Raw genomic sequence first — 23130 nt, forward strand, 5'->3', positions numbered from 1 at the left:
TAACTCCCGATCGCTTGCTAGTTCACAACTCATCCACAGAATTTGGAGATCTTCAATTAGATCGCTGCCATCAATTTCATAGCTACGCAAAGTTCGATCTAGAGTTGCTACTTTCTGGATCGATCGATGCGAGATAAAGCCCCAAAGGTGTAAATAATTATGTTCGATATCGATCTGAATCGGCACGTAATAATCAGCCGCCCAATTACTAAGATCGACCCATTCTTGCTGAATTTCAAAACCAGCTAAATCTAGATCGTGACTGGGAATAAATACGATCTTTACACCCGAAACAGATAGTGCAAATCCATCGATCGTTTCACTAATAAACGATTGATATAGAGCGTCGCTTGGAAAAATAGATGTGACAACCAAACCCAAATCGGTTAGATATTTACCAATCTTATCGATCCAGTAGCGATTGAGTTCGGCTTTGGTTAGCGATATTTCTAGATCGGCAATATCGAGCCAGACATGTTCTGGATAGATTTGCGCGAGCATTTGAGTTTGGGGGTCGAAGGTATTCATAAAAATTCAGTTAAGTTAACCACTAACTAATTGAGCATAACAGACTATCTATATGTGAATTTAGTCTAGTTATTTTTGCTGAAAATATTTATCGATTAAGTGTTGAAGTGCCACAATTGCCCGACTATTTTTTTGAGGTTTGTTCCCATCAGGATGTGGTATTTTGGTATGAATCAGGTCGAGTAACTTGAGATAAAGCTTGCCCAGTTGTCGCGATACTTGTGACTGATCGATCGACATTGTTTTCGCAATATTTACTTGATTGAGCTGTTTAAGGTGTCTTAATGCAATCAGTTCCTGAGATTTTGGCGGCAAACTATTAATAAATTTATCGATAAAATCGAAAATCTGACAAAGTGCGGCATCGAATGGTTCTAAATCTGGCAGCGGATCGAATGGTTCTACGATAGAGATAAAGAGATTGGGATCGTCGTATTCCTCGATCGTGAGGCTATGATGTGCGCGAATCAGACAACCGATTCGATCGATCGTGGCGGCTAATTCTTCTAGAGTTATCGCAATCGCCTGAGTCTGGGTTTCGACTAGAATATTTTGCCAGTCGGTGGGTGTTAAATTATTGACACTAACTGTAGATCTTGCCAAATAGATTTTGAAAACTTTACAAATCGATTTATAAGTGTCGATTTGGGTTGAAATAATATTACCAGCTAAAGCCGTCCGAATTGTCACCCAGCTCGATCGCGAGACAATGCCTAAATTTGATAAGCCAAAATATGGATCGCCATTTTTTCGCAAGTAGGTAAAAGAGTTATACCGAACTACCTGATAAGTCCATGCCTGAAGTCCTACTAATAAATTAGGATGATACTCTGGATCGAAGCGGGCTAATAACTGCTGAATATTTAAAGATGGTGCGATCAGTCGCTCGAATAAATCTTCCGACTGTTGGGGTTTGGGTACTCTCTGCCAAGTATGTAGTGCTGCTTTAAATGTCATCGCAGTAATGAAATTAAACCAACAATTATTACCGACAAAATCTTGCTGTGCGACAGCGGTGCGATAGAGATTGGTAACCACTACAGTGGTTAATTGACGATCTGCCTGTAATAATCGATCGATAGCGGCATTTACCGCTTGAAGATTTACCAACGATACTCCCACTAGCTCAAAATTTCCCGCTTGACAAATTGCCGGGAGTGCCGCCGGATCGCATTTCCACGAAATATGGATGTATCCAGACGGCGAGAATTCCCATCTGGGTACACTATAAAATATGCTCAAAGGATTGAGAGGCATAGATTTGAGAGGGTGAGGTACCAGCGATAAATAATGATTGGGAAGAGGTTGATGTTTTATGCACTAAATAATATCGCTAATTTGGTAACGATCGAAATGGGAGTATCCTAGTTGTCGAATATAGCCCCATCGCCCTCATCCCCAACCCTTCTCCCTGAGGGAGAAGGGAACCGGAGTTCTCTTCCTGAGGTAGAAGGGAACCAGAGTTAAAGTCCCTCTCCCTCAGGGAGAGGGATTTAGCGGTGCGCGCTCGTCGGGTTTCCCGACGGTTTAGCGCAACAAGACAGGGTAAGGGCTAACCTTACTCTCGCGCCAGTAAATCGATCGATCTCCGATTGCCATTCATCTTCGCCAAATCGAGAGCTGTTAAACCACCCAGATTTTTGCAACTCCGATTTGCACCGACGCTTAATAACAACTCCACAACCTCCAAATGCTGGCGATGGGTTGCCCACATGAGAGCTGTTGCACCAGTATCATCTTGCAGATCGATCGTCACTCCAGCCGTAATTAACGATCGCACCAATTCTAAATTACCCTGCATCGCCGCGATAATTAGTGGCGTTTGTCCATCTCTAAATATCTGTAATGGTGAAATTCCCGCAGCGAGTAAGAGCCGAGCAATCTCCGCAGAGCCATTGACGATCGCCAGCCCAAACGCCGTCACTCCTTGCTGATGAGCATTCAGATCGATATCATCTAACATCACTGCTACGGCGGCTGTATGCTCGTGTAATGCGGCTAGAATCAGCGGCGTATCCCCCAGATCGGTAATTGAATTTGGTTTAGCTCCACGACCGAGCAACAGCCGGATGAGATCGACATCACCTTCGATCGCGGCTAAATGTAGTGCGGTTTCGCGATCGTGAGACTGGAGATTAGGATCGGCTCCAGCATTGAGTAATGCCGAGACAATTTCGATTTCCCCAGCCGCCGTTGCCGCAATTAGGGGTGTCCAACCATCATGATTTTGGAGGTCGATGTTTGCCCCAGCCCGAATCAACGGCTGAATCAGGCTATTATCGCCCCGCTCGGCAGCAATTAGCAGTAAACTTTCACCAGCATCATCCACCGCTTGTAAATCGGCATCAGCGGCTAATAATAGTTCGAGCATCCTAACATCAGCAGCGGCGGGGATTAATAACAGTGGTGTTTTGCCGTCATTACTCCGGCGGTAGCAGGCATCGGCACCAGCAGCTAATAATAACTCCACCAGTTGAGATCGATCGCACTCGATGGCAATATTCAGCGCATTATCTCCAGCCGTGTCGATTTGTCGCACACCCGCACCAGCCGCAATCAGCATCGTGACAATTTCCACCGCATTAGCTAGCGTCGCCCCCATTAAGGCAGTACTCCCATCTTCATTCGTCGCATTGACATCCGCGCCAGCAGCTAATAATCTGGTGACGATCGCACTCCGATTGGCGGCGGCGGCAAACATCAGCGCGGTAGTCCCAAACTGATGGCGATGCATATTTACCTCCGCACCAGCAGTAATTAATAAATCGACAATTTGAATGGCACCTCTTTGGGCGGCAAACATCAGCGCGGTGGTGCCTTCGGCATCGGTGATATTTACCTGGGCACCGCGTTTGAGGGCATTCACAGCCTGAGGATAGTTGCCCGTTCTGGCGGACTGAAGCAGTAATAGATTGACTGGAGCGGAAAGCGTCATAAATTTTGGCGATCGAAATTGGGATTGTGGCATTACCTACGGCGGTTTGCTAGCGGAACGCTTTTGCCATCACCCACAAATTTTATGCTAACTTTTATAGATATTCTGCAAACTTTCCTGTCAATTTTCCGATCCTATGGACTTCATTCCCGCTAATATCAAACCCTATCTCAATTTTATCCATCCGCCGTTGATGTGGATTTTATTGGCGACTTCTCTCTATGCTATGTATTTGGGCTTCCAAATTCGGAAAACACGGACGGCGACTGGCGACGATAAGAAAAAACTCATTCAAGGTAAATACAATGTCCGTCACTACCAAATCGGCTCGATCGTCTTGGCTGTAATGGTACTAGGATCGATCGGTGGCATGGCAGCTACTTATATCAATAATGGTAAGTTATTTTTCGGCCCTCACCTGCTTGCAGGATTGGGCATGACTGGTTTAATTGCCGTCTCGGCTTCTTTATCTCCCTACATGCAGAAGGGCATGGATTGGGCAAGATACAGCCATATCGGCATCAATCTCGTCATTGTCGGTCTCTTCGGCTGGCAAGCCTTTTCAGGAGTAGAAATCCTCACCCGGATTATCAGCAAAATGTAGATCTAGGGAATAGGGGATATAGAGTAGTGCGTGTATGTTACTTCTTACTCCTTACTCCTTACTCCTTACTCTCGCTATCCCCTATCCCCTAATTTAAATAATATAATTCGTCACCTCTCCCTGCGCGGCTTGCCAACTGCGGGCATCGTAATAGAGATCTGCTAAGGTAATGCTAGCCAAAGCGGCTTGAAGTTTCTCGTTGAGCCGTTTCCACACCATTAATGTCACCCAATCTGCGGCTAAATGAGTATCGGTAGCTTGATTCGATCTCGACTTATCGAGATCGGGCTTGTCAACAACCATCGATTCGCCCACCGCTACTAAAATATCACTCAGCGAAATCTGGGTGGGTTTTTTTGCCAACTTATAACCACCATGTACGCCCCGCAGCGATTTTACCAATCCCGCTTTGCGTAATTCGATCAGTAATTTTTCGAGATAAGGAATGGGTAAATGCTGGCGACTGGCGATCGCACTCGCCGAAGCTGGCCCGTAGCTAGGCTGCAAACTGAGGTCTAGCATCGCTTTGACGCTATACTGTCCGCGTGTCGTCAGTTTCATGTTTGAATCGATCTCATTCTTAATAGCAAAACTTGAGTACTGGTAATTTCGATCGACCCACCGACAGCTTGTGGTGCCAAGTATCGATCGCACATTTGGGATCTTGACATATTACTTAGCATGATTAATATTCGACTATTTGCTACAATCGATCCGCCGATCTTGACTAGCTCGAATCTGGCGATCGGGGTTTTTTGCACAAAGATTGTCCCTCAGCCACTAGCTATTATTTAGTATTTACCTGATATCTGAAGATAAGTTTCGTACTCTCCTAAAAAAGATGGTATTTTTAGATCGAGATAGTTAACAAACTTACTCTAGTCAGTGTACTATGGTTACAAGTGCTAATAGCAACCTCCAATAACTAATTGCAGGACTAGTTTAGCAAAACCGCAACGCCGGATAGCGTTAGACCCTCTAGTTTGAAATCTAAGTTGATGAGTAATAAGAAAAATATTGAGCCATTAGTTGGCGAAGAACTGCTCCAAAAAGTCAAAGACCTCGGCAGCGCGAGCAAAGAAGATAAAGCCCGTGAATGCGGTTACTACACTGAAACTAAGAATGGTGTAGAACGTGTCAACATGATGAAGTTTCTTAACGCTCTCATCGATGCTGAAGGCATTCAACTCGATAGTAAATCCGTTGGTGGCGGTCGTGGCGGTCGCAGTGCCAGCTACAAGATCACCGTTCAATCTAATAATAACTTATTGATTGGTGCTGCTTACACCAAGCAAATGGGCTTGCAAGAAGGAGATGTTTTTGAAATCTCCCTCGGACGCAAGCACATTCATCTCAAACAAATTGATAAAGAAGGGGATGAATAGATCGATATAGTCGATCGTCGCAATTGTTCGATCTAGCTGGCGTAGATCGAGAGATGATAACCGCTGCACGAGTCAGATATCGATCTCGATTCGATCGTTTTTGCACTGTGTCGGTTGTCTCCATCTTGGCTAGTAAATTTTAGATTGCTACTATCGGCACCTAAAATTTACTAGCTTTACGTAGATACTTCAAAGCATTCTTTAAGATTTAATACCCAGATTGCTGCTATTTTTGAGGCAATCGATTCAAGGCACGGTCGTCATTTTTCGTAACCTATTTGTTGCCATCTTCCTCACCCATTCCCTTCATCTCCCTTTTCCTCCCGATCTCAACAACGCCCTATTTTAATGGCTCGGATCAAAGTCAGACAGCACGTTAATCCGTTAAGTATTATTTATCAACAGCCCCTAATTCCGCCCGACTGGTCGGTAATTTATCCAAATTTGGCACTACCAATTCATCTCGATATCGGCAGTGCTGCGGGCAGCTTTTTGCTAAAATTGGCGCAACACGAGCGCACTTGGAACTATCTAGGAATTGAAATTCGCCAAGCTCTAGTCATTCAAGCCAACCAGATTCGCGATCGAGCCGAAATTGATAATCTCCATTACGTCTTTGGCAATATTAACACCTCGCTGGCAACCCTCCTCGCATCGCTACCAGCAGGCAAATTACAGCGAATTAGCATTCAGTATCCCGATCCCTGTTTTAAACAGCGACACGCCAAACGACGGGTAGTACAACCAGAACTAGTCAACGATATCGCCCGTTATTTACCCAGCGGTGGCGAAGTCTTCTTACAATCGGATCTCGAATGGGTGGCGCAAGAAATGTGCGATCGCTTTAGCGAAAATCCCGCCTTCCGTCGCACTCAAGCCGAGTGGCTAGAACCCAATCCCCTCGGCATCCCCACCGAGCGCGAAACAGCCACCCTCAAGCGCGGTTTGCCAGTGCATCGCGCGATGTGGGTTAGGGAGTGAGGATTAAATAACTTGCGGAGGTTGGGTTGAGCCTCGAAACCCAACCTATGGATATGTATATTTCTATTCACTATCCACTATCCCCGATTCCCATCTCCCACCTTTACTTATGCTTGAGATTAATGCAACTCCACTCCTGACGATTCCAGACAGTGCCGACTACCCAGCCATTTTTTTCTAATACGTGGGAAACATCGGCGACTTGACTCGACAAAATACCGCTTAATATTGCCCAGCCTTTGGGTTTAACAAGCGCAGCCATTGAAGGAGCGAGTTGGACGATGACATCGGCTAAAATATTACACACAAACCCATCAAGCGGTGCAGAAATCATCAGTTGCAACTCTTCGATGCTGCCTAAATCGACGATTAATTTTGGTGGTGCGATCGCATTGAGATCGCGATTTTCGGCAGTAGCTTTGACAGCTAACGGATCGTTATCGACAGCATAAACGCGCTCGGCACCCAGCAAAATTGCCGCTGTAGACAAAATTCCCGATCCGCAGCCGATATCGGCAATTGTGAGATTTGTGCCTGGTTGTAGGCGCATTTCCAGGGCTTCTAGGCACAGTTGAGTTGTGGCATGAGTGCCCGTTCCAAAGGCAACACCAGGATCGAGTTGCAGGGTAACTCGCTCTGGATCTGTGGGTGTATCTAACCAGGCTGGATTGATTAATAATCGATCGCCGATCTGTTGTGGTTGCCAATGTTGCTTCCAACTACTCGACCAATCTTCTTCATCGATCAGATTGCATTTGGTGACTGGCAAGGGATAGCCGAGTTCTCTAGCATCACGTTCAAATCGTAAAGACAGATCTGATACCTCTAATAATTTGACCTGAGCTTGGGGAATATAGGCCGAAATGAGAATTTCTAGCCCTTGTGCTTGTGTAGACATCCCTTTGCACCCAAATTCACTCAGTCGCCAGAAGATACTTTCTTCTAGATTAGGTACGCAATCAATTTTAATTTCCCACCAGCTATTAGACATGATTCTGGATTTTAATGTATAAATTCTAATAACTATGTTGAGGTATTAACTGTGGCGAGTAGATAATAATCCCCCACCACAGTAACATAACGGATCTTGAAATCGAGAGATAGATCTCGATTCTGTAACGATCGCCGATCGCCTAACTGGTTAGCGTTACGGTATAAGCATCGCTAATTCCATTCACTTGTTTGATTTCTGCCAAAATTCCATCGGGTAACGGATCGTCAAGACTTAGTACCATGACTGCATCGCCGCGCACGATTTTACGTCCGACTTGCATACTGGCAATATTGACATTAAATTTACCCAACAGCGAACCGATAATGCCAATAATGCCGGGTACATCTTTATGGACTGTAAACAGCATGTTTTGGGTGGGGACAACGTTAACGGGGAAATCATCAACGCTGGTAATTCGCATTTCAGCATCACCAAGCAGCGCGCCTGTCACTGAATGCTGACCCAAAGAACCTTTAGCAATCAGCTTGAGTGTCGCTGCATAGTCGCGAATTGAAGCATCGCGAGTTTCAGAGACATGGATGCCCCGCTCTTTAGCTTCAATTCCGGCGTTGACATAATTGACCCGTTCGCGCAGTGCGGGAGATAATAAACCTTTGAGGGCGGCGGTAACAATTGGTTTGGTTTGTTGTTCTGCCAAGTCGCCATATAAGCCAACTTGCAGATCGTTAATCCGTCCGCCAGCTAATTGACTGACCATATTCCCGATCGTTTCGGCAAGTTGTAGATATGGTTTGAGCTGGGCGAGGGCATCGGGGTGGAGTCCGGGAATGTTCACCGCAGACCGCGCTGGCAGCCCCAGCAACACATCTCGAATCTGTTCGGCAACATCCAGCGCGACATTGACTTGGGCTTCGGCTGTAGAGGCTCCTAAGTGGGGCGTGAGGACGATTTCTTTACCTAGGCTACGGAGTTCGGATTCGCCTAATGGTTCGGTGGCAAATACGTCAATTGCTGCCCCGGCAATCGTTCCAGCTTTAAGGGCAGTTGCTAGAGCGGCTTCATCGATAATGCCACCGCGCGCGCAGTTAATAATCCGCGCTTGGGGTTTCATTTTGGCTAATGTTTCGGCATTAATCAGATTGGTCGTTTCTGGCGTTTTGGGAATGTGGAGGGTAATGTAGTCGGATTCGCGGAAAATTGCATCTAAATCGACTAATCTACAGCCCAGTTCCTCAGCGCGTTCGGCAGAAATAAACGGATCGTAGGCGAGTAATTTCATGCCCATCGCTTTGGCGACTGTCGCGACATGAGAACCAATTTTGCCCAAACCCACGACACCAAGGGTTTTTTTGTAAACTTCAGTCCCGACGAACTGTTTGCGGTTCCATTGTCCGCTTTTCATCGACTGGTTGGCTTCGGGAATGTAGCGAGACATCGATAACATCATCGCTAAGGCGTGCTCGGCTGCCGCGATCGTGTTACCTTCTGGAGAGTTGACAACCACGATTCCTTTGCGGGTAGCGGCGGGGACATCGACATTATCTACCCCAACACCTGCACGCCCAATAATTTTGAGATTGGTAGCAGCTTCGATAATTTCTTGAGTGACGCGGGTTTCCGATCGAATCATAATCGCATCGTACTCGCCGATAATCCGTGCTAATTCTGCTGGTGGTAAGCCAATTTTAACGTCTACTTGGGCAACTTGCAGCAGGATATCAATCCCCGCCTGGTCGATAGGATCGGAAACAAGAACTTTTGACACGATCGGTTAGGTAAGATAAAGGTCAGTGCAATAGCACATTCTAACTGGATTAACCCCCCAGCGGGGTTATCCTTTCGTTCAATTTCACAATCTATACTTTAGGCTTTAGGCTTTAGGTTTTAGGTTTTAGGTTTTAGGTTTTAGGGAAGAAGGGTAGAGGGTAAAGGACATACAGACAAAATATTCCCCAGTCCCCCAGTCCCCTCCTCTCCTCGCTCCCCGCTCCCCGCTCCAATCCAAACAGTTATAATGTAAGATGAACAACAATTATTTAGTCGCCGTACTAACCGATCGCATCCAGGCGGAATCAGCATATACTATGTTGGAAAAGCAGGGATTACCGTTAGATAAAATTACTATTCTCGGTCGCGGTTATAAAAGTGCCGATGAATTTGGGTTGATCGATCCTAATGAAGTTGCCCAAAAACAAGCCAAACTGATGGCAAGTTGGCTGGTGCCCTTTGGCTTTTTAGCCGGAGTTGGGTTTAGCTTATCTACCAATTTACACACATTTGCCTGGGCGGGAGAAATTGGCGATCGGCTGATTGGTGGCTTGCTGGGCGCAATCGGTGGCGCAATGGGTAGTGTCTTTATCGGTGGCGGCGGTGGAATTGCTTTTGGTAGTGGCGACGCGCTTCCATATCGCAATCGTCTCAATGCAGGTAAATATCTAATTGTGGTTGAAGGCTCTCAGTTACTGCTGCAACAGTCAACTACCATCCTCCGCAAATTCGATCTCGAAAATATTAAAAGCTACATCGATATGTACCAGTAATCATCTGCACTTTCAACTGTCTTGAAAAGGTGCTTGACTTGCGGCGCACTTTTGGACGGGTTCCCCGTCAAAATAAGTGCGACAAGACAGGGGGAACCCCAAGAACGCACTTTTCGCTGTCAACTTTCCACTAATCATAAATGCTCCCTAGAGAAGAATTATTAAAACGAGTCGAAAACCGCGAAACTGTAGCACGAGCGATCGATTTAGCCGAACAAGCAATTAAAACTTGGGAAGTTGTCGAAACCGACTTCCTGTCGCCACCAGAAATCGCGGAAATTCAAGGCGTATTCGGTCGCCTCAGCGATGTGGAAATTATCGCTACAGGCGGCTATCCCCAAGCCGAGAGACAACGCTTAGGCATCTGTCGGAGCGAATTGCCATTTGAACCCAGCCAAGTGCCTTTAGCAGCCATTCAAATTGCGGGAAATTTTCTATTCGATCCGCCCACCCATCGCGACTTTTTGGGTGCGATGTTAGGTTGTGGCATCGTCCGCGATAAAACAGGTGATATCATCGTGTTGGGCGAACAAGGTGCCCAAGCAATCGTCGCCCCAGAATTAGTCGAGTTTTTAGAAACTAATTTAACTCAAGTTCGATCGGTTCCTGTCAAAACTCGCCGCATCGATTTTAGCGAATTAAAAATTCGCGAACCCAAGAAAAAAGAACTGGTTACCACCGAAGCTTCGCTTAGATTAGATGCGATTGCATCTGCTGGATTTGGCATGTCCCGCAGTAAAATGGTCGATCTAATTTCTAGTGGTGATGTCCGCGTTAATTGGAAAGAAATCGGTCAATCAGCTCACGCACTCAAAGCAGGCGATCTAGTAGCAATTCGCGGTAAAGGACGACTAGAAATCGGCGAAGTCACCATCACTAAAAAGGAAAGATATCGGATTAATTTAACTAGATATATTTAAATACATCGCAGAGGATGTCTGACACTTATCGATCGCAAACATAAGAAATCACCGCTAGTCCCCTTGAAAAGATATGGCGCACCGATAAGTTATTTGAATTGCTACGTAGTCCTTTACCCCACCCCAACCCTCCCCTTTATAAGGGGAGGGAGCCGGAAAAGCCTCTCTATACTATAGAGAGGGTAAACAACCTTAAAGCCTAAAGTCTAAAGCCTAAAGCCTAAAACCTAATTAACATGCAAGTCCAATTTCGTGAATTCAGTCAAATTGATGTCTGGTTTTGGTTAGAATTTAATAATGTCCCATCCGAGCAAGAGAAAAAGCTAGTTGAAGAAGTATTCTCTTCTTGGTTTTTCTTAGGTAAATTGGGCGGATTTAACGCCGAGAATAGCCAAGTTCAAGAAACGGGTTTGGACTTGAGCTATATGGATTATGACAATGATGCTAGCGATAACGCAATGATGTCATTAATGCATAACCTGGGCGATTTTGAGTATGAAGGAAATTGGGGACGTTGCTGGCTAGATTTAGGAACTAGTGACTCGATTGCGATCGATATTTTAATCAACTCGCTCAACCAATTAAGTAAAGAATATGTCGAAATTCAACAATTAATTATCGGCGGTGAAAATGATGATTGGGAAATAGATCCCAGTCATAAAGAGTCTTTATTCCAGGATATTAATTAACTTACTAAATTACTTATTTAACTTAATATATCTTCTCCCCGCTCCCCGCTCTTTTTACAACGGGTCGAGCGGCTGGCAAAAACGGTTAATTCCACACTCATGAGCGTACAGTAGTACGGGTAAAATTAATAACTTAGGACAAACTTTCGTATTCACAAAATGCTCGAATAACGGCACGAAATTACCATCTACCATATCATTACGAAATTCCGATCGACAGATAGCAACGCGACATTTCTTGGCTAATCCATCCAGCCATTCACTATTGGTAATATCTGGTTGTTGTCCGACTCGAATTGCTAGAGTCATTGCGGCATCTTCGAGATCGCCTTCGCAGTCAGCGATAGTTTCCAAGCTGAAAAGTGCATCGGGGATATCGGCAAATACAATTTGCAATTCCGCAACGATTTGGAGATCTATCATACTAATTTTTAAGGCGTTGGCGTAATCTTGACTGAAGTTAAATTGATTTGACGATCGGATAAGTTTAATGATATTTTTCCGATCGCCATAAGTATGTTATTAGCTTGAACTAGAGACCGAGAAAAACTTTTTCGATCTTCTCAATTAAGCAATCTTAACACCCTTCCAAAAAGCAACATAACCTGTGATGTTTTTGGCAGCATCTTTAGGTTCGGGATAGTACCAAGCAGCGTCTTTATTGACTTGACCTTCTACTTCGACACTATAATAGTTACACGTCCCTTTCCAGCCGCAGCTAGTATGAGTGTTGCTATCTGTAAAATATTGTTTGTTAAGACTATCTGGCGGAAAATATTGATTGTTTTCAACGACGACTGTTGCATCGCTTTGGGCTAAGATAACACCGTTCCAAGTTGCTGTAGTCATGGTAATTTTAAATTCGATCGATAAAAAGTGCGAGTTTTATCCGATCCGGATTTTAACCGATCGTTAAAACTCTCCTTACTTTAACATTCAACTCTTTGTGTTGCTGGCTGGACGATCGACTTGTGGTGGTATCGACCTAGCTTTTACAGATTCTCCGATTAAATCTGCCAACAAATCTGCACTATTAATCACACCTAGCGAACTAGTATTAGAAGCCATCATCTTCAGGCGTTGAGGACTCTGGAGGAGATCGAGCACTTCCCCTGCCAAAAATTGGGCTGTGAGAGTTTCTTGACGAAATAGGAGCGCGCCATCAGCAGCAGCTAAGACATTAGCATTGTAATATTGATGATCTTCGGCGGCATAGGGATAGGGAATTAAAATTGATGGCGTGCGGGTAATCATTAACTCATTTAAGGTAGCCGCACCCGCTCGACTAATTGCTAAATCCGCTCGTTGGAACAATCCTGCCATATTTTCATAAAAAGGCAAGACGATATACTGAGGGTGTGAGATGGTGTCTGTCGAGGCATTCGCACCACCGACGATATGCACGATGGTTGCGCCAGCATCTAACCAGGTACTAACGCATTCACGAATCATCTGATTGAGGGCTACCGCGCCTTGAGAGCCGCCGACAACTACAATTAGGGGACTAGAATCGGGAATGGGTAAATCGAGGGGTTGTGGTGTCAGGAACTGTTCGCGACATGGAGTACCGAGATAGATAGTTTTGGCGCGGGGGAGATATTTAGCAGTTTCCACAAAGCCGACGGCTACTTTAGTACAAAAAGGACTCAGCCAGCGGGTAACTTTGCCAGGAATTGCATTCGATTCGTGGAGAAATACGGGCAAACCGATCGAATAAGCCGCTAAAATAGCGGGAGCTGAAATATAGCCCCCCGTACTAAAGACAGCATCAAAATGACCCTGTTTGAGCAGTTTGCGAACTTGAAATATACCCTTAATCAATCCACCGATTGTTTTGAGCGTACCGATGCCCGGTTTACCTTGAAAACCACCTACTTTAATAATATGTAATGGGTATTCTTTGGGTACTAACTTAGATTCTAAGCGATCGGGCACCCCCAACCATTCAATCTGATATCCCGAAAGCTTTTGAGCGACAGCAATTCCGGGGAATACATGTCCCCCCGTTCCACTTGCGGCAATTAGGAGCTTAATAGCTACATTAGACACTAGTATTTTAATTCCTCACCAGCAACACAGGTATTTTAGCCGTTTACGTAGCATCTCCGCTAGGAGAATCGTTGTTTCTGTTATTCTATTATGTAACCCAAGTTGCTAGTTATGAGTTTTTAGTGAGATGGGTGTTAGGTATTAGGTTTTAGATTTTATCCCATCGCTAATACCTAATACCTAATACCCAAATCTTTAACCGTGGTTATAACTAGCAACTTGCGTTATGTAATCTCGCTCACTCGATCGAGATGCGCTTTTTCTCTACCCCAGCGACTTTGGCAAAGTGTCGCAGACTGCGGGGTTTGTCTGTAACTGCCGTTTTGAGAATTGGTACCAGACGTTTGCTAATCCCACATCCCTTATTTCTCTTAAAACATGTTGTTGCAATCTATCTACCGCTTTCTAACCGCTACAAAGTCAACTAGATTTCGGTATCGACTAGCAATCTTAGCACTAGCCATCAGTTGTCAGCAAGCTGTCATTCTTCCCGCTTGCGCTCAAAATGCGACATTAAATGCGCCTGATGCTCTTAAAACACTCCTCACCAAAATTGATGCCGCCGCCAACCAACGCAAACTTCCCGAATTAACTGGCTATTACAGTCCGAATTTTAATACCAGCGATGGCTTAACTAAAGCAACTTGGGAGCAATCTTTAGGACAATTTTGGCAAACTTATAGCAATCTTACCTACACGACGACATTAGATGGCTGGCAGGGTGCGGGTAATACTTATACCGTCACTACTACTACCAAAATTACTGGCGTGCAAAAGCTCGACGCTAGAACCCTCAATCTTTTAGCCACCATTCAATCTCAGCAAAAAATTGTCGGCGGACAAATTGTTTCGCAACAAGTCTTACAAGAGCGTACCCAAGTATCGAGCGGTACCAAACCACCGACGATCGAACTCAATTTACCCAGCAAACTTCAAACTAATGCCGAGTATAATCTAGATGCGATCGTCACCGAACCGCTCGGAGAAGATGTACTATTAGGGGCGACGATCGAACAACCAGTTTCGGCTCAAAGTTATGGTAAGCCCGCTAACTACAAGTTAGAATTACTCACGGCTGGCGGCTTGTTTAAAATTGCCCGCGCTCCTGGTAAATCTGGCGATTATTGGTTCTCTACCGTATTCATTCGCCCCAGCGGTACGACGACTTTGACTCAGCGAGTCCGTGTGATTAAGGATAATTAAGATTTGCTAATATCGCAGGTAGGGGCAATTCATGAAGCGGCTGCGAGACAAGACAGCGGCGGTTTTACGTCACGGGGTTCCCCCGTGACGTAAAAAACCGACAAGACAGCGACTGAAATCACGCGGAGGTTCCCTCCGCATGTGTTTCAGTCAAGACAAGACATTGCCCCTACCTGTGCAGCAATTATCATTATGAAAATTGAGACTAGATCTGATGCTGGTTTTTAAAAACACAACTGCTGCAACCCGCATGATGTCGTCAAATATCTCCAATCGATTATTGAAGCGATCAAATAGCGTCAGAATTTTAAAATCAGAATTGTCACTAGCTGTAGTTACTTACCCAGCAACTTCACAACCCCGATTCCGCTAAAATATAGGGCTAAAACCGCACCAGCCAGTAGACTTTGGGTGAGCGGATCTGTCGAAGGGGTGACGATTGCACCGACTACCATCGAGCCGACTACGACACTCTTCCAACCAGCTAACATCAATCGCGAAGAGAGAATCCCCAACAGCGAGAGTAAAATTTGCACGACGGGTAATTCAAACAACAATCCCGTCGCAAATAATAAAACTAGCACAAATTCAAAATATCGATCGATCGACCAAGCTTGCTCGACGACATTTTCGCCGTAACCGATTAAAAAATTCAAAGCCGCCGGAATTAAGACAGCGTAAGCAAACCCAATCCCGACGACAAATAACCCCGACGCGCCAACCACTACAGGCAATACCAACCGTCGTTCGCGCCGCGTTAAGCCGGGAATTACAAATTGAATGATTTGATAGAGAATTACCGGACTAGCTACCAATAAACCACAGTAGCCAGCCACCTTCACCGAGACAAAAAAGTATTCCCCTGGAGCCAATTGCAGGAATTTAATCCCTGTTGCGGGAATTTCTAAAATTTGGACGATTTGTTTAGCATAGACAAAACATCCTGTTGCGCCTAATGCTACTGCAATAATCGCATAAAAAATTCGTTGGCGTAACTCTTCTAAATGATCGAAAAAAGACATCTCCAAATCAGCGGGAACGTCGTCTGATTCAATGCTAGAAACGTTCTCATCCGGTTCTGGTGCCCACAGTGCAGTACTCAGTTCGGAATCGGACTGAAGCTCGGTGTCTACTTCTGGAGTCATCGCGGCAGTTTTGTCTGAAACTTTTCTTTAATTATAGGGGATCGATGGAGTCAACCGAGCGGGGAGCGGGGAGCTTAACAAGAGCTTGGTTTAATAAACTTCCGATTGAATATCTTTAATCAAATTGAGAGCTTGAGTAGCTCGATCGAGATTGCCACTCTCTTTAAACAATTTAGCAGCAAATTGGAAATCGGCGATCGCGCGGTCGCGATTGCCAGCACGGGCATAAGCAATCCCTCGATTGAGGTAGGCTAGAGCATATTTGGGTCTAATTTGAATCGCTCGATCGTAACTGGCAATCGCACCTTGAGAATTACCCGCATCGTCTAGCTCGTTACCGCGATTCATATAGGCTTGAGCGTAGTTGGGATCGATCTCAACGGCTTTGTCGTAGTCGGCGATGGCGGCTGGATGTTTGCCGCTTTTACTCAATACGGTCGCACGGTTATAGTAAGTAATGGCAGATTTGGGATCGATCGAGATTGCGGTAGTATAATCGGCAATCGCACCTGTTAAATCTCCCATGCCATCTTTAGCATTACCGCGTTCGATATAAGCGGCAAAATATTGAGGATCTAGCGTGATGGCTCGATCGAAATTAGACATTGCCTGCGTAAAATTACCAGCAGCAGCAGCGGTTACACCTTGTTGATATTGTTTGCCAGCATTGACTGAATCGATCTGTACCGCTGTTTGATTCTCGACAGGATCGATGGTATAAGCATAGGTAGGGCGATCGAAAATGATAGCTAGCATTGTGCCGCATAACAACCAGACTGCCACATTCAAATTACGAGCCATATCAACCTTGCTTATTACATCTAAATAATCGTTCTTTTATCAGGATGCCTTGCCGATCGGCTAAAATGCATCCGCATAAAAACCCAAAGATCGGGGGCGCGATCGATTTTAAATTGCTATTAATTGCCGAGATCGCCGATGTCATCAGCTTTTGAGCCATCATCCGATCGATCTGAAAATCGCGATCTTTGCGTATTGGGTAACCGATCGATGATAATTAAGTATTGTTAACCACATTTTTTAGATAACCCGGTGAATAACCAGAGTACTGTCTCCGATACCAAGCGTAATTTCTACTCTCAACATACCCGCCCGATTAATTCGATTTATCGGCGGGTAGTAGAAGAATTAATGGTCGAAATGCATTTGCTTTCGACTAATGTTGATTTTGCCTACAATCCAATTTACGCTTTGGGTGTAGTCAGTAGCTTCGATCGGTTTATGACGAGTTATCGCCCCGAAACCGATAAACAATCGATTTTCGTTGCGTTGTGTGAATCGATGGGTGGTAACGCTCAACAATACCGCACCGATGCGACTGGAGTCTCGGAATTTGCTAGCAGTATGCAAGAGCAAGATATCGTCAGTTGGTTGGCGCACCCAGAGGCGAGTGGTAGCGGAGCGCAAATAGCTGGTACGATCGAATCGATCGCGAGTAATCCTAAATTTAAGTACAGTCGGTTATTTGGCATCGGCTTATTTACAATTCTCGAACAAGCCGCACCAGCCATCCTCAAAGATGAGAAAAAACGCGAAGCAGCAATCTTACAGATTGGCGCAGCGATGCACTTACCTACCGATAAAGTCCAAAAAGATTTAGATACCTATCGTAGCAATTTGGATAAACTCGTCCAAATGGAAGCAGTGATGGCAGATTTAGCTGAAGCCGAGCGCAAAAAACGCGAAAAACGCGATCTGGCAAAAGCCACGGCTACTGCTGTACCTACTGAAGCCGAATAACAGCAGGTGGGGAATGTGGGGGAAAGAGCGACACCAGTATTTCTCTCAACATCCTGACAGATAGTCTGGGGATTTGGGGTTTTACGGTTCGCGCGCGCCTTGGTTCCCTGGCGGTAATCAGAATCTGGTAATTCTGCTGCGAAAACTCTCGCACTATCTGAGTAGATCGAGCTGTTGACGATAGAATGCGGGTTGCAACAGTTTTATTTTTAAAAACCACCATCAGCTCCATTCCCGCGAACTGCTCGATTTCGATCGTAAAAATTCCTTAATGGTATCCAGATTACTTCCGAATCGATGTCATTTGGGGTAATAGCAAATCTGCCAATTCTGCCCGATTGACAATCAGGCTCGGCATTGCATGTTGCCGTAATTTCGCCCTACAACCGCTGGGAAAGTTGGTTCGGCTCTCAATGAGTACCACGAACCTCCAGCAGCATGTATAATCGCCCACACCGCCGCTAGATCCCAGATTTTGGGTGTTGCTTCCACCCCACCCAAACTCGATCCTGCCGCCACCGCCAGAAAATTGTAAGTAGCCACTCCCAGCATCCGAATTTTGCAAGGAAATCCCGGTTTCCAGATCTGGAGACTGCGGGCGCACAAACTGAAAAAATGATTTTGACTGGGTAGATCCTGACTAATCTGAATCGGATTACCATTTAGATATGCTCCCGTCGGCAGTTCTAAACCCGTATTTCCCGCCCAATAGCCGTAGAAAGTTTGATTTACAGGCGGAAAATAGACATAGCCAAATACTGGCTCACCATTGTAGAGTAACCCGATCGAGATGCCCCACAACGGAATCCCCCGCGTAAAATTGGTAGTTCCATCTAACGGATCGATCACCCACGTCCATGTTGCTGCGGTGAATTCATGTTCGTTCTCTTCACTGAGAATGGCATGATCGGGAAAAACTTTAGCAATACTCGATCGAATCTCATTATCCGCCCATCGATCGGATTGAGTCACTAAACTCCCATCATCTTTTTCTAACCCCTGCACGCGTCCGAAGTCTTGAAGCAATTGCACGCCGACTGTTTGAGCGGTAGTAGCAGCAAGATCTAAAACTCGATTCCAAAATTCCATGTGAAGTAAAGCCTGTTGGTTGTCGATCGAACTATCTCATATCCTGCAACGAAATATGGATCTGTAGGTTGGGTTGAAGAATGAAACCCAACACGCTCAATAAGAACCCATTTGAGATCTGCTAGTGGGGCAGGGCGGGTTCGTGTACCTACGGTAGGCTTCGCCAACGATATCGAACAGTACGAGTCATATTGACTAGCATAAACCCGCCACTACAGATCCATATATATGAAACATGCTTATTCACCAACCGTAGGGGAGGGTTTATGCTATGAATTATCGCCAAATACAATCATCTGACGCTCGAACCCGCCCGCTCCACAAATAGCAGTTAGATAGCTAAGAAGATCTTAAATGGGTTCTATACTGCGATCGCTGCATGTAACAGATCGTCAAAGAAGGAATTTAAGGGCATCCCCGCTGCTTTCGCCATCTCCGACAACACGCTAGTTTTGGCAAAAGAACAGTACAAGCCAGCCTCCAAAAACCACGGATTGCCCTGCGGATCGATCCGGAAATCAAATAAACTATAGTGACGACAGCCTAGCGCGGTATGGCAGATTCTCGCCATCGCCCACACCCGCTCGGTAATCGGATCGATCGGATCGACAATCCACGACTTAGTAATGTCTTTTGCCGCAAAATCTAAATCGCCAGCAGCATTTTTTTTCAGCTTATCGGCATAACTCCGAATCGGTCTAATATTGGCATCTAAGGCGTACTCTTCCAGTGGTAGACAGATGAGTTCTCCAGCGCGCTCGACTATCCCACAGCGGACTTCTCGCCCCAATTCGATGAATTTTTCGACTAGGACGCGATCGCCATGAGTCAAGGCAATCTGTAGTGCCGCATCCCATTCGGTCGCATCTTTCACCAAGGCTACCCCGATCGAGTTATCCGTGTCGAGCGGTTTAATTACCAGCGGAAAATCGATACTGGGTAGTTTTCCAGCTTGTAAGACTTCACCTGTGGGAATCGCTACCCCCGCCGCCGCCACGATCGATCGAGTCTTGGCTTTATCAGCAACCAGAGCCATTAAGTCTGCGGTGTTACCCACATACGGAATATTCAATAAGTTGAATAGGTTGCGATACTGTGTCATGCCCGGAACGCAAAACATCTGCGGTAGCATCACGTCGATGTTCAGGTTTTGCAGCGTTTGAATGGCTTGGGCGATCGATAGTGGTGGTGCTGCATCGATATCTGAAGCACTTAGCGATGTCGGGAACCGCCAAGCTCGATCGGGCGTAATATAAGCAATGTGAAACTCGTATAATTCTGGATTGGCAGTATTTTCTAGACAATCTCGCGCATATAGCCGCGACAGATCGCAATAAAACTCACTAGCTGCCGATCCGATTAAATGTATAACTTTTAATTTGGACATATTTACATCTTTCGTTAAAACGCAATTCCTAGTGTTTTAGTGAATAGTGGATAGTGAATGAGTCTAAATATTAATCTCCGCCTATTTCTACCAGCTTGCCGATATTAAAATCGATCCGAATCCATTGTTTCGGATTGCGTAAATTTCCGAGTAGTAATAGTGGAATCTGCCAATGATGCACCATCAAAAAAGGTAGCGGATCGTGCCAATCGAAGATGGCATCTTTACCTTGGGCGATAATTTGTAATCGTTGCTGGGTAAGCTGGGGTGAATGTAAATGCGTGACTAATCGCCAAACTTCGTGATAGAGCCAGTAAGTCGGGCGACTGGTAGCTAATGGTTGAGCCGTAAGATTGAGAGGTTCGGGAGTTAGATAAGCATCAGCAACATCAGGATGATTATAAAACATCGTAATTGCGGAATGGGTGCGCGGATTACATTCGATCGCGTAAATCTCGCCGTCGTCATCTGCTTGCATAAAGTCAAAAGACACTTGCCCCGTCAATTGCAAACTGCCGACAAAAGTACTAATCCAATTCTGGATGTCCGATCGATCTATATGCTCGTAATTAACCTGAAACGCTGAAGATTCACAGCAACAGTGTAATTGAATATGACCGTTGCGAACCGTGCTGTGGGTACAATATTCCTGCCCTGGGATAAACTCTTGCATCACCCAAGGTTTGCTCTCAGAAATTGGTAGCGATTTCACAAAAGCGGCTGTTGCGGCGGGAGTTTCGCAGGGTAATTTAGTTAAATCTAGCCGTCGCACCGAATCGTAAGGAATGCTTTTAATGATGTATTTACGCTGCTGGGTGCTAAAGTCAAAATCGATGACTTGCTGAGGATCGGTAATTTTATAAGACTTGGGTACCCGCAACCCTAGAGCTTGAGCATCGGAGGCAAATTCATACTTATCATCCAACCGTTGCAACATCTCCACATCGACGTGCATCACCGTACAGTAGGGTTCGAGTATCGTTTGAACTCTAGAGTCATAATAACTCGCCACCGGGCTACAGACGGGCACATAGACATCAATCCCTTCACGAATGACGATCTCTAACAGTGCTGTTTCATAATCTTCATCGCGCGGATCGGGGACAGTGTAGAATCGATCGACAGCACTAGAATAACGATGCCCAGTCAGCCAATATTTATGCGTTTCAATTAAAATTACCCGATGACCAGCATTGTAAAACGATCGGGCTAGTTGTAAAGCTTTGGTCATCTTACCACCACTAATCAAAATCGTCTGTGGATCCCTAAGAACCGGGCGAGATCGGAATGATTTAGTAAGTATAGATCCAATCAGCGCGATCGCAGTTAACGCCAAATTCAAAGGCAGTACCAGTAATAGCACCGCCAAGGTAGCCAGGGTTTTAATTCTAGTCTGCCATCCCCCATTCTCCACAGTTATTTCTCGCTCCAATCCCATCACTCTCACCAAAACTGTCTTTTAAAAAATCCCCTCCTCGGAGGGGTGCCCAACGGGCGGGGTGGGTAGATCTTCGCATCACCCTCACCCCCAGCCCCTCTCCCAATTTTGGGAGCGACCCAAATCGCGCTGAGGAAGCCTCAGCGTGCGTTTGGGTCAAGACAGAGGGGCTGGGGGTGAGAGCAATCTTAAACCCGCCGAATCAAAGTAATCCCGTCCCGCAACGGAATTAACACTTGCTCCACGCGCGGATCGTCCGCCACAGCTTGATTGAAATTTGCGATCGCAATTCCATTAGGCGTAGTCTCTGATACATACGGCTGTCCCTGCATCAGGGTATTATCCGCATAAATCGAACCATTAGGAGCTAGCAATCCCGTGGTCAGCAACAGATTGAGGTAGTCTAAATATCCCGCTTTATCGGCATCGATAAACACCAGATCGAATACTTCCCCATTTGCGGCTAACTGTTGCATCGTCTCCAGTGCGGGGGCGACTTTGACCGAAATTTTATGTCCGGCGGGAGATTCGTTAAAACACCGCTGGGCAAATTCCGCCGCATAAGTATCGACTTCACAGGCGATAACTTGCCCATCGGCTGGGAGAGCTTCCGCCATTGCTAAAGCTGAGTAACCCGTAAACATGCCAATTTCTAGCACGCGCCGCGCTTGAGTCAGATGGATCAGAAATTTCAGAAATTGCCCCTCCACATGACCCGAAACCATCTCCTGCTCTAGATGGCGGACTGTTTCACCATCAGTAAAGCGTTTGTTCCAATCTTCAGATTGGGTGCGCTCTACCAATGCGGCTAATGCTGGCGATTCTGGTGTAGTACAACGATCGAGATAAGGATCGAGACCGTTGGCTAACTCGTAGGCTTGATGTAGCTCGGCTTTAAAAGCCGGATCGAGATGTTCGATCTGCGCCACCTTTTGGGTCAGGCTCTCCAGTTTGGCTGCCAAAATCCCGACGGGTGTAACTGGTCTCATCCCTATACTCCTGCGGGAGAAGGCTCGCCTACTTGCTCTAATACTACATACATATCCTCACCATTACCCTGACGGGGATAACCTTGACAGATAGTACGATGCACCATCAGCACCTCGTCTAACTCTGTGCGAGTCAGATCGTTCATGAATTTACACTCGCCAATCGGACAGGGAGCCGCAGCGCGTTGTAAACCGTCGCGAGTCCGCGAGATCGATTTAGTGGCTTGCCAGAGCAGTTCGGGCGTGAGATATGGGCTGTCGATCGCGAGTCCTAAGCGGCTCATTAGCCCCAAAACGCGATCTCGATCGGCAACTGTAATATACCCCCGTTGCTGGGCAATTGTGGCAGAGAACGCCATATCGATCGCCACACTATGACCGTGGAACATCGGAATCTCTGGAGTTAGCTCTAGCATTGGACTCCAGGTGTGTCCGTAAGCAATAACTCGATCGAGATCCAGTTCGTGCAGGTTGGGTACTTCTAATTTCAGCATCGACTCGATCGCATTGTAGGTCAATCGATGGGCGACTG

At 45.9% G+C, this 23130-nt stretch carries 23 protein-coding genes and 2 pseudogenes; 8 read left to right on the forward strand and 17 right to left on the reverse strand.

The features are described 5' to 3' along the window. From Q0R35_RS04505 to Q0R35_RS04515, 3 genes are all read right to left on the reverse strand, one after another. Nucleotides 1–528: DUF1822 family protein (locus Q0R35_RS04505; protein WP_295614894.1), on the reverse strand; the 528-nt coding region annotated here is incomplete at its 3' end. A gap of 69 nt (nucleotides 529–597) precedes the next feature. Then, nucleotides 598–1785, reverse strand: coding sequence for a hypothetical protein (locus Q0R35_RS04510; RefSeq protein ID WP_295614895.1), 1188 nt, complete (start codon nucleotides 1783–1785; stop codon nucleotides 598–600). A 301-nt stretch (nucleotides 1786–2086) separates the two neighbouring features. Beyond that, on the reverse strand, nucleotides 2087–3496 hold the full coding sequence (locus Q0R35_RS04515) for an ankyrin repeat domain-containing protein (protein WP_295614896.1): 1410 nt from the start codon (nucleotides 3494–3496) through the stop codon (nucleotides 2087–2089). 103 nt (nucleotides 3497–3599) lie between these two features. Between Q0R35_RS04515 and Q0R35_RS04520 the strand changes: the two genes are divergently transcribed. Further along, a complete protein-coding gene (locus Q0R35_RS04520) occupies nucleotides 3600–4067 on the forward strand; it encodes a DUF4079 domain-containing protein (protein ID WP_295614897.1) in 468 nt (155 codons plus the stop codon). Nucleotides 4068–4160: 93 nt separating this feature from the next. On the opposite strand, the gene Q0R35_RS04525 is transcribed toward Q0R35_RS04520, so the two are convergent. Both Q0R35_RS04525 and Q0R35_RS04530 read right to left on the reverse strand, forming a co-directional pair. After that, nucleotides 4161–4628, reverse strand: coding sequence for an RrF2 family transcriptional regulator (locus tag Q0R35_RS04525; RefSeq protein ID WP_295614898.1), 468 nt, complete (start codon nucleotides 4626–4628; stop codon nucleotides 4161–4163). Beyond that, nucleotides 4625–4828 carry a hypothetical protein gene (locus tag Q0R35_RS04530; protein WP_295614899.1) on the reverse strand — a complete coding sequence of 68 codons (204 nt, stop codon included), beginning with the start codon at nucleotides 4826–4828 and terminating at the stop codon, nucleotides 4625–4627. Before Q0R35_RS04530 ends, Q0R35_RS04525 begins: the two co-directional genes overlap by 4 nt. Before the next feature lie 237 nt (nucleotides 4829–5065). Here Q0R35_RS04530 and Q0R35_RS04535 point away from each other — a divergent pair, with 237 nt between their 5' ends. Together Q0R35_RS04535 and trmB are read left to right on the forward strand one after the other, a co-directional pair. Beyond that, a complete protein-coding gene (locus tag Q0R35_RS04535; RefSeq protein WP_295614900.1) occupies nucleotides 5066–5452 on the forward strand; it encodes an AbrB family transcriptional regulator in 387 nt (128 codons plus the stop codon). A gap of 348 nt (nucleotides 5453–5800) precedes the next feature. After that, nucleotides 5801–6433 carry a tRNA (guanosine(46)-N7)-methyltransferase TrmB gene (trmB, locus tag Q0R35_RS04540; RefSeq protein WP_295614901.1) on the forward strand — a complete coding sequence of 211 codons (633 nt, stop codon included), beginning with the start codon at nucleotides 5801–5803 and terminating at the stop codon, nucleotides 6431–6433. Between the two features lie 103 nt (nucleotides 6434–6536). On the opposite strand, the gene prmA is transcribed toward trmB, so the two are convergent. Together prmA and serA are read right to left on the reverse strand one after the other, a co-directional pair. Beyond that, on the reverse strand, nucleotides 6537–7424 hold the full coding sequence (gene prmA, locus Q0R35_RS04545; protein ID WP_295614902.1) for a 50S ribosomal protein L11 methyltransferase: 888 nt from the start codon (nucleotides 7422–7424) through the stop codon (nucleotides 6537–6539). 142 nt (nucleotides 7425–7566) lie between these two features. Beyond that, a complete protein-coding gene (serA, locus tag Q0R35_RS04550; RefSeq protein WP_295614903.1) occupies nucleotides 7567–9153 on the reverse strand; it encodes a phosphoglycerate dehydrogenase in 1587 nt (528 codons plus the stop codon). Nucleotides 9154–9409: 256 nt separating this feature from the next. On the opposite strand from serA, the gene Q0R35_RS04555 reads away from it, so the two are divergent. The 3 genes from Q0R35_RS04555 (at nucleotide 9410) to Q0R35_RS04565 (ending at nucleotide 11537) form a co-directional block, all read left to right on the forward strand. Further along, nucleotides 9410–9928, forward strand: a complete 519-nt coding sequence (locus Q0R35_RS04555) for a hypothetical protein (RefSeq protein ID WP_295614904.1) — start codon at nucleotides 9410–9412, stop codon at nucleotides 9926–9928. A 140-nt stretch (nucleotides 9929–10068) separates the two neighbouring features. Further along, nucleotides 10069–10848, forward strand: coding sequence for a photosystem II S4 domain protein (locus tag Q0R35_RS04560; protein ID WP_295614905.1), 780 nt, complete (start codon nucleotides 10069–10071; stop codon nucleotides 10846–10848). A gap of 236 nt (nucleotides 10849–11084) precedes the next feature. Further along, the gene (locus tag Q0R35_RS04565; RefSeq protein ID WP_295614906.1) at nucleotides 11085–11537 is read left to right on the forward strand and encodes a DUF3531 family protein; all 453 of its coding nucleotides are present in this window, start codon (nucleotides 11085–11087) and stop codon (nucleotides 11535–11537) included. A 54-nt stretch (nucleotides 11538–11591) separates the two neighbouring features. Here the strand turns inward: Q0R35_RS04565 and Q0R35_RS04570 are convergent, their stop codons facing one another. From Q0R35_RS04570 to murG, 3 genes are all read right to left on the reverse strand, one after another. Next, complete coding sequence (locus tag Q0R35_RS04570) at nucleotides 11592–11960, reverse strand: hypothetical protein (protein ID WP_295614907.1); 369 nt, start codon at nucleotides 11958–11960, stop codon at nucleotides 11592–11594. A gap of 144 nt (nucleotides 11961–12104) precedes the next feature. Continuing rightward, nucleotides 12105–12386 (reverse strand): DUF427 domain-containing protein, encoded by a 282-nt coding sequence (locus tag Q0R35_RS04575; RefSeq protein WP_295614908.1) that lies wholly within the window; start codon nucleotides 12384–12386, stop codon nucleotides 12105–12107. 87 nt (nucleotides 12387–12473) lie between these two features. Then, a complete protein-coding gene (gene murG / locus Q0R35_RS04580) occupies nucleotides 12474–13586 on the reverse strand; it encodes an undecaprenyldiphospho-muramoylpentapeptide beta-N-acetylglucosaminyltransferase (RefSeq protein ID WP_295614909.1) in 1113 nt (370 codons plus the stop codon). A gap of 378 nt (nucleotides 13587–13964) precedes the next feature. Here murG and Q0R35_RS04585 point away from each other — a divergent pair, with 378 nt between their 5' ends. Further along, entirely contained in the window at nucleotides 13965–14789 is an 825-nt protein-coding gene (locus Q0R35_RS04585; RefSeq protein ID WP_295614910.1) for a nuclear transport factor 2 family protein, read from the forward strand. 335 nt (nucleotides 14790–15124) lie between these two features. Here the strand turns inward: Q0R35_RS04585 and tatC are convergent, their stop codons facing one another. Continuing rightward, entirely contained in the window at nucleotides 15125–15934 is an 810-nt protein-coding gene (gene tatC, locus Q0R35_RS04590; RefSeq protein ID WP_366944822.1) for a twin-arginine translocase subunit TatC, read from the reverse strand. Nucleotides 15935–16024: 90 nt separating this feature from the next. Beyond that, nucleotides 16025–16735 (reverse strand): tetratricopeptide repeat protein, encoded by a 711-nt coding sequence (locus tag Q0R35_RS04595; RefSeq protein WP_295614911.1) that lies wholly within the window; start codon nucleotides 16733–16735, stop codon nucleotides 16025–16027. A 252-nt stretch (nucleotides 16736–16987) separates the two neighbouring features. Between Q0R35_RS04595 and psb29 the strand changes: the two genes are divergently transcribed. Beyond that, nucleotides 16988–17695: a photosystem II biogenesis protein Psp29 gene (gene psb29 / locus Q0R35_RS04600; protein ID WP_295614912.1), complete on the forward strand. Its 708-nt coding sequence runs from the start codon at nucleotides 16988–16990 to the stop codon at nucleotides 17693–17695. 283 nt (nucleotides 17696–17978) lie between these two features. Here psb29 and Q0R35_RS04605 read toward each other — a convergent pair. The 5 genes and pseudogenes from Q0R35_RS04605 to Q0R35_RS04625 all read right to left on the reverse strand — a co-directional run. Continuing rightward, nucleotides 17979–18784, reverse strand: a pseudogene (locus Q0R35_RS04605) (inositol monophosphatase family protein). 361 nt (nucleotides 18785–19145) lie between these two features. Continuing rightward, entirely contained in the window at nucleotides 19146–20171 is a 1026-nt protein-coding gene (locus Q0R35_RS04610) for a D-alanine--D-alanine ligase (RefSeq protein ID WP_295614914.1), read from the reverse strand. A gap of 70 nt (nucleotides 20172–20241) precedes the next feature. After that, a complete protein-coding gene (locus tag Q0R35_RS04615; protein ID WP_295614915.1) occupies nucleotides 20242–21609 on the reverse strand; it encodes an ATP-grasp domain-containing protein in 1368 nt (455 codons plus the stop codon). Between the two features lie 188 nt (nucleotides 21610–21797). Then, on the reverse strand, nucleotides 21798–22598 hold the full coding sequence (locus Q0R35_RS04620) for a class I SAM-dependent methyltransferase (RefSeq protein ID WP_295614916.1): 801 nt from the start codon (nucleotides 22596–22598) through the stop codon (nucleotides 21798–21800). 2 nt (nucleotides 22599–22600) lie between these two features. Continuing rightward, a pseudogene (locus Q0R35_RS04625) lies at nucleotides 22601–23130 on the reverse strand (3-dehydroquinate synthase); the annotation flags it as partial.

It is taken from the genome of Chamaesiphon sp. GL140_3_metabinner_50, assembly GCF_025361915.1.
Classification (GTDB): Bacteria; Cyanobacteriota; Cyanobacteriia; order Cyanobacteriales; family Chamaesiphonaceae; genus Chamaesiphon.

What these genes read in the sequence shown, in the direction of transcription:
- Q0R35_RS04520 (WP_295614897.1), top strand. Translation starts at nt 3,600, where the DNA reads ATGGACTTCATTCCCGCTAATATCAAACCCTATCTCAATTTTATCCAT.
- prmA (WP_295614902.1), bottom strand. Translation starts at nt 7,424, where the DNA reads ATGTCTAATAGCTGGTGGGAAATTAAAATTGATTGCGTACCTAATCTA.
- Q0R35_RS04610 (WP_295614914.1), bottom strand. Translation starts at nt 20,171, where the DNA reads ATGTCCAAATTAAAAGTTATACATTTAATCGGATCGGCAGCTAGTGAG.
- Q0R35_RS04585 (WP_295614910.1), top strand. Translation starts at nt 13,965, where the DNA reads ATGTTGTTGCAATCTATCTACCGCTTTCTAACCGCTACAAAGTCAACT.
- Q0R35_RS04525 (WP_295614898.1), bottom strand. Translation starts at nt 4,628, where the DNA reads ATGAAACTGACGACACGCGGACAGTATAGCGTCAAAGCGATGCTAGAC.
- Q0R35_RS04620 (WP_295614916.1), bottom strand. Translation starts at nt 22,598, where the DNA reads ATGAGACCAGTTACACCCGTCGGGATTTTGGCAGCCAAACTGGAGAGC.
- Q0R35_RS04615 (WP_295614915.1), bottom strand. Translation starts at nt 21,609, where the DNA reads ATGGGATTGGAGCGAGAAATAACTGTGGAGAATGGGGGATGGCAGACT.
- Q0R35_RS04565 (WP_295614906.1), top strand. Translation starts at nt 11,085, where the DNA reads ATGCAAGTCCAATTTCGTGAATTCAGTCAAATTGATGTCTGGTTTTGG.
- tatC (WP_366944822.1), bottom strand. Translation starts at nt 15,934, where the DNA reads ATGACTCCAGAAGTAGACACCGAGCTTCAGTCCGATTCCGAACTGAGT.
- Q0R35_RS04535 (WP_295614900.1), top strand. Translation starts at nt 5,066, where the DNA reads ATGAGTAATAAGAAAAATATTGAGCCATTAGTTGGCGAAGAACTGCTC.
- trmB (WP_295614901.1), top strand. Translation starts at nt 5,801, where the DNA reads ATGGCTCGGATCAAAGTCAGACAGCACGTTAATCCGTTAAGTATTATT.
- Q0R35_RS04510 (WP_295614895.1), bottom strand. Translation starts at nt 1,785, where the DNA reads ATGCCTCTCAATCCTTTGAGCATATTTTATAGTGTACCCAGATGGGAA.
- Q0R35_RS04515 (WP_295614896.1), bottom strand. Translation starts at nt 3,496, where the DNA reads ATGCCACAATCCCAATTTCGATCGCCAAAATTTATGACGCTTTCCGCT.
- Q0R35_RS04570 (WP_295614907.1), bottom strand. Translation starts at nt 11,960, where the DNA reads ATGATAGATCTCCAAATCGTTGCGGAATTGCAAATTGTATTTGCCGAT.
- Q0R35_RS04555 (WP_295614904.1), top strand. Translation starts at nt 9,410, where the DNA reads ATGAACAACAATTATTTAGTCGCCGTACTAACCGATCGCATCCAGGCG.
- Q0R35_RS04595 (WP_295614911.1), bottom strand. Translation starts at nt 16,735, where the DNA reads ATGGCTCGTAATTTGAATGTGGCAGTCTGGTTGTTATGCGGCACAATG.
- Q0R35_RS04575 (WP_295614908.1), bottom strand. Translation starts at nt 12,386, where the DNA reads ATGACTACAGCAACTTGGAACGGTGTTATCTTAGCCCAAAGCGATGCA.
- Q0R35_RS04560 (WP_295614905.1), top strand. Translation starts at nt 10,069, where the DNA reads ATGCTCCCTAGAGAAGAATTATTAAAACGAGTCGAAAACCGCGAAACT.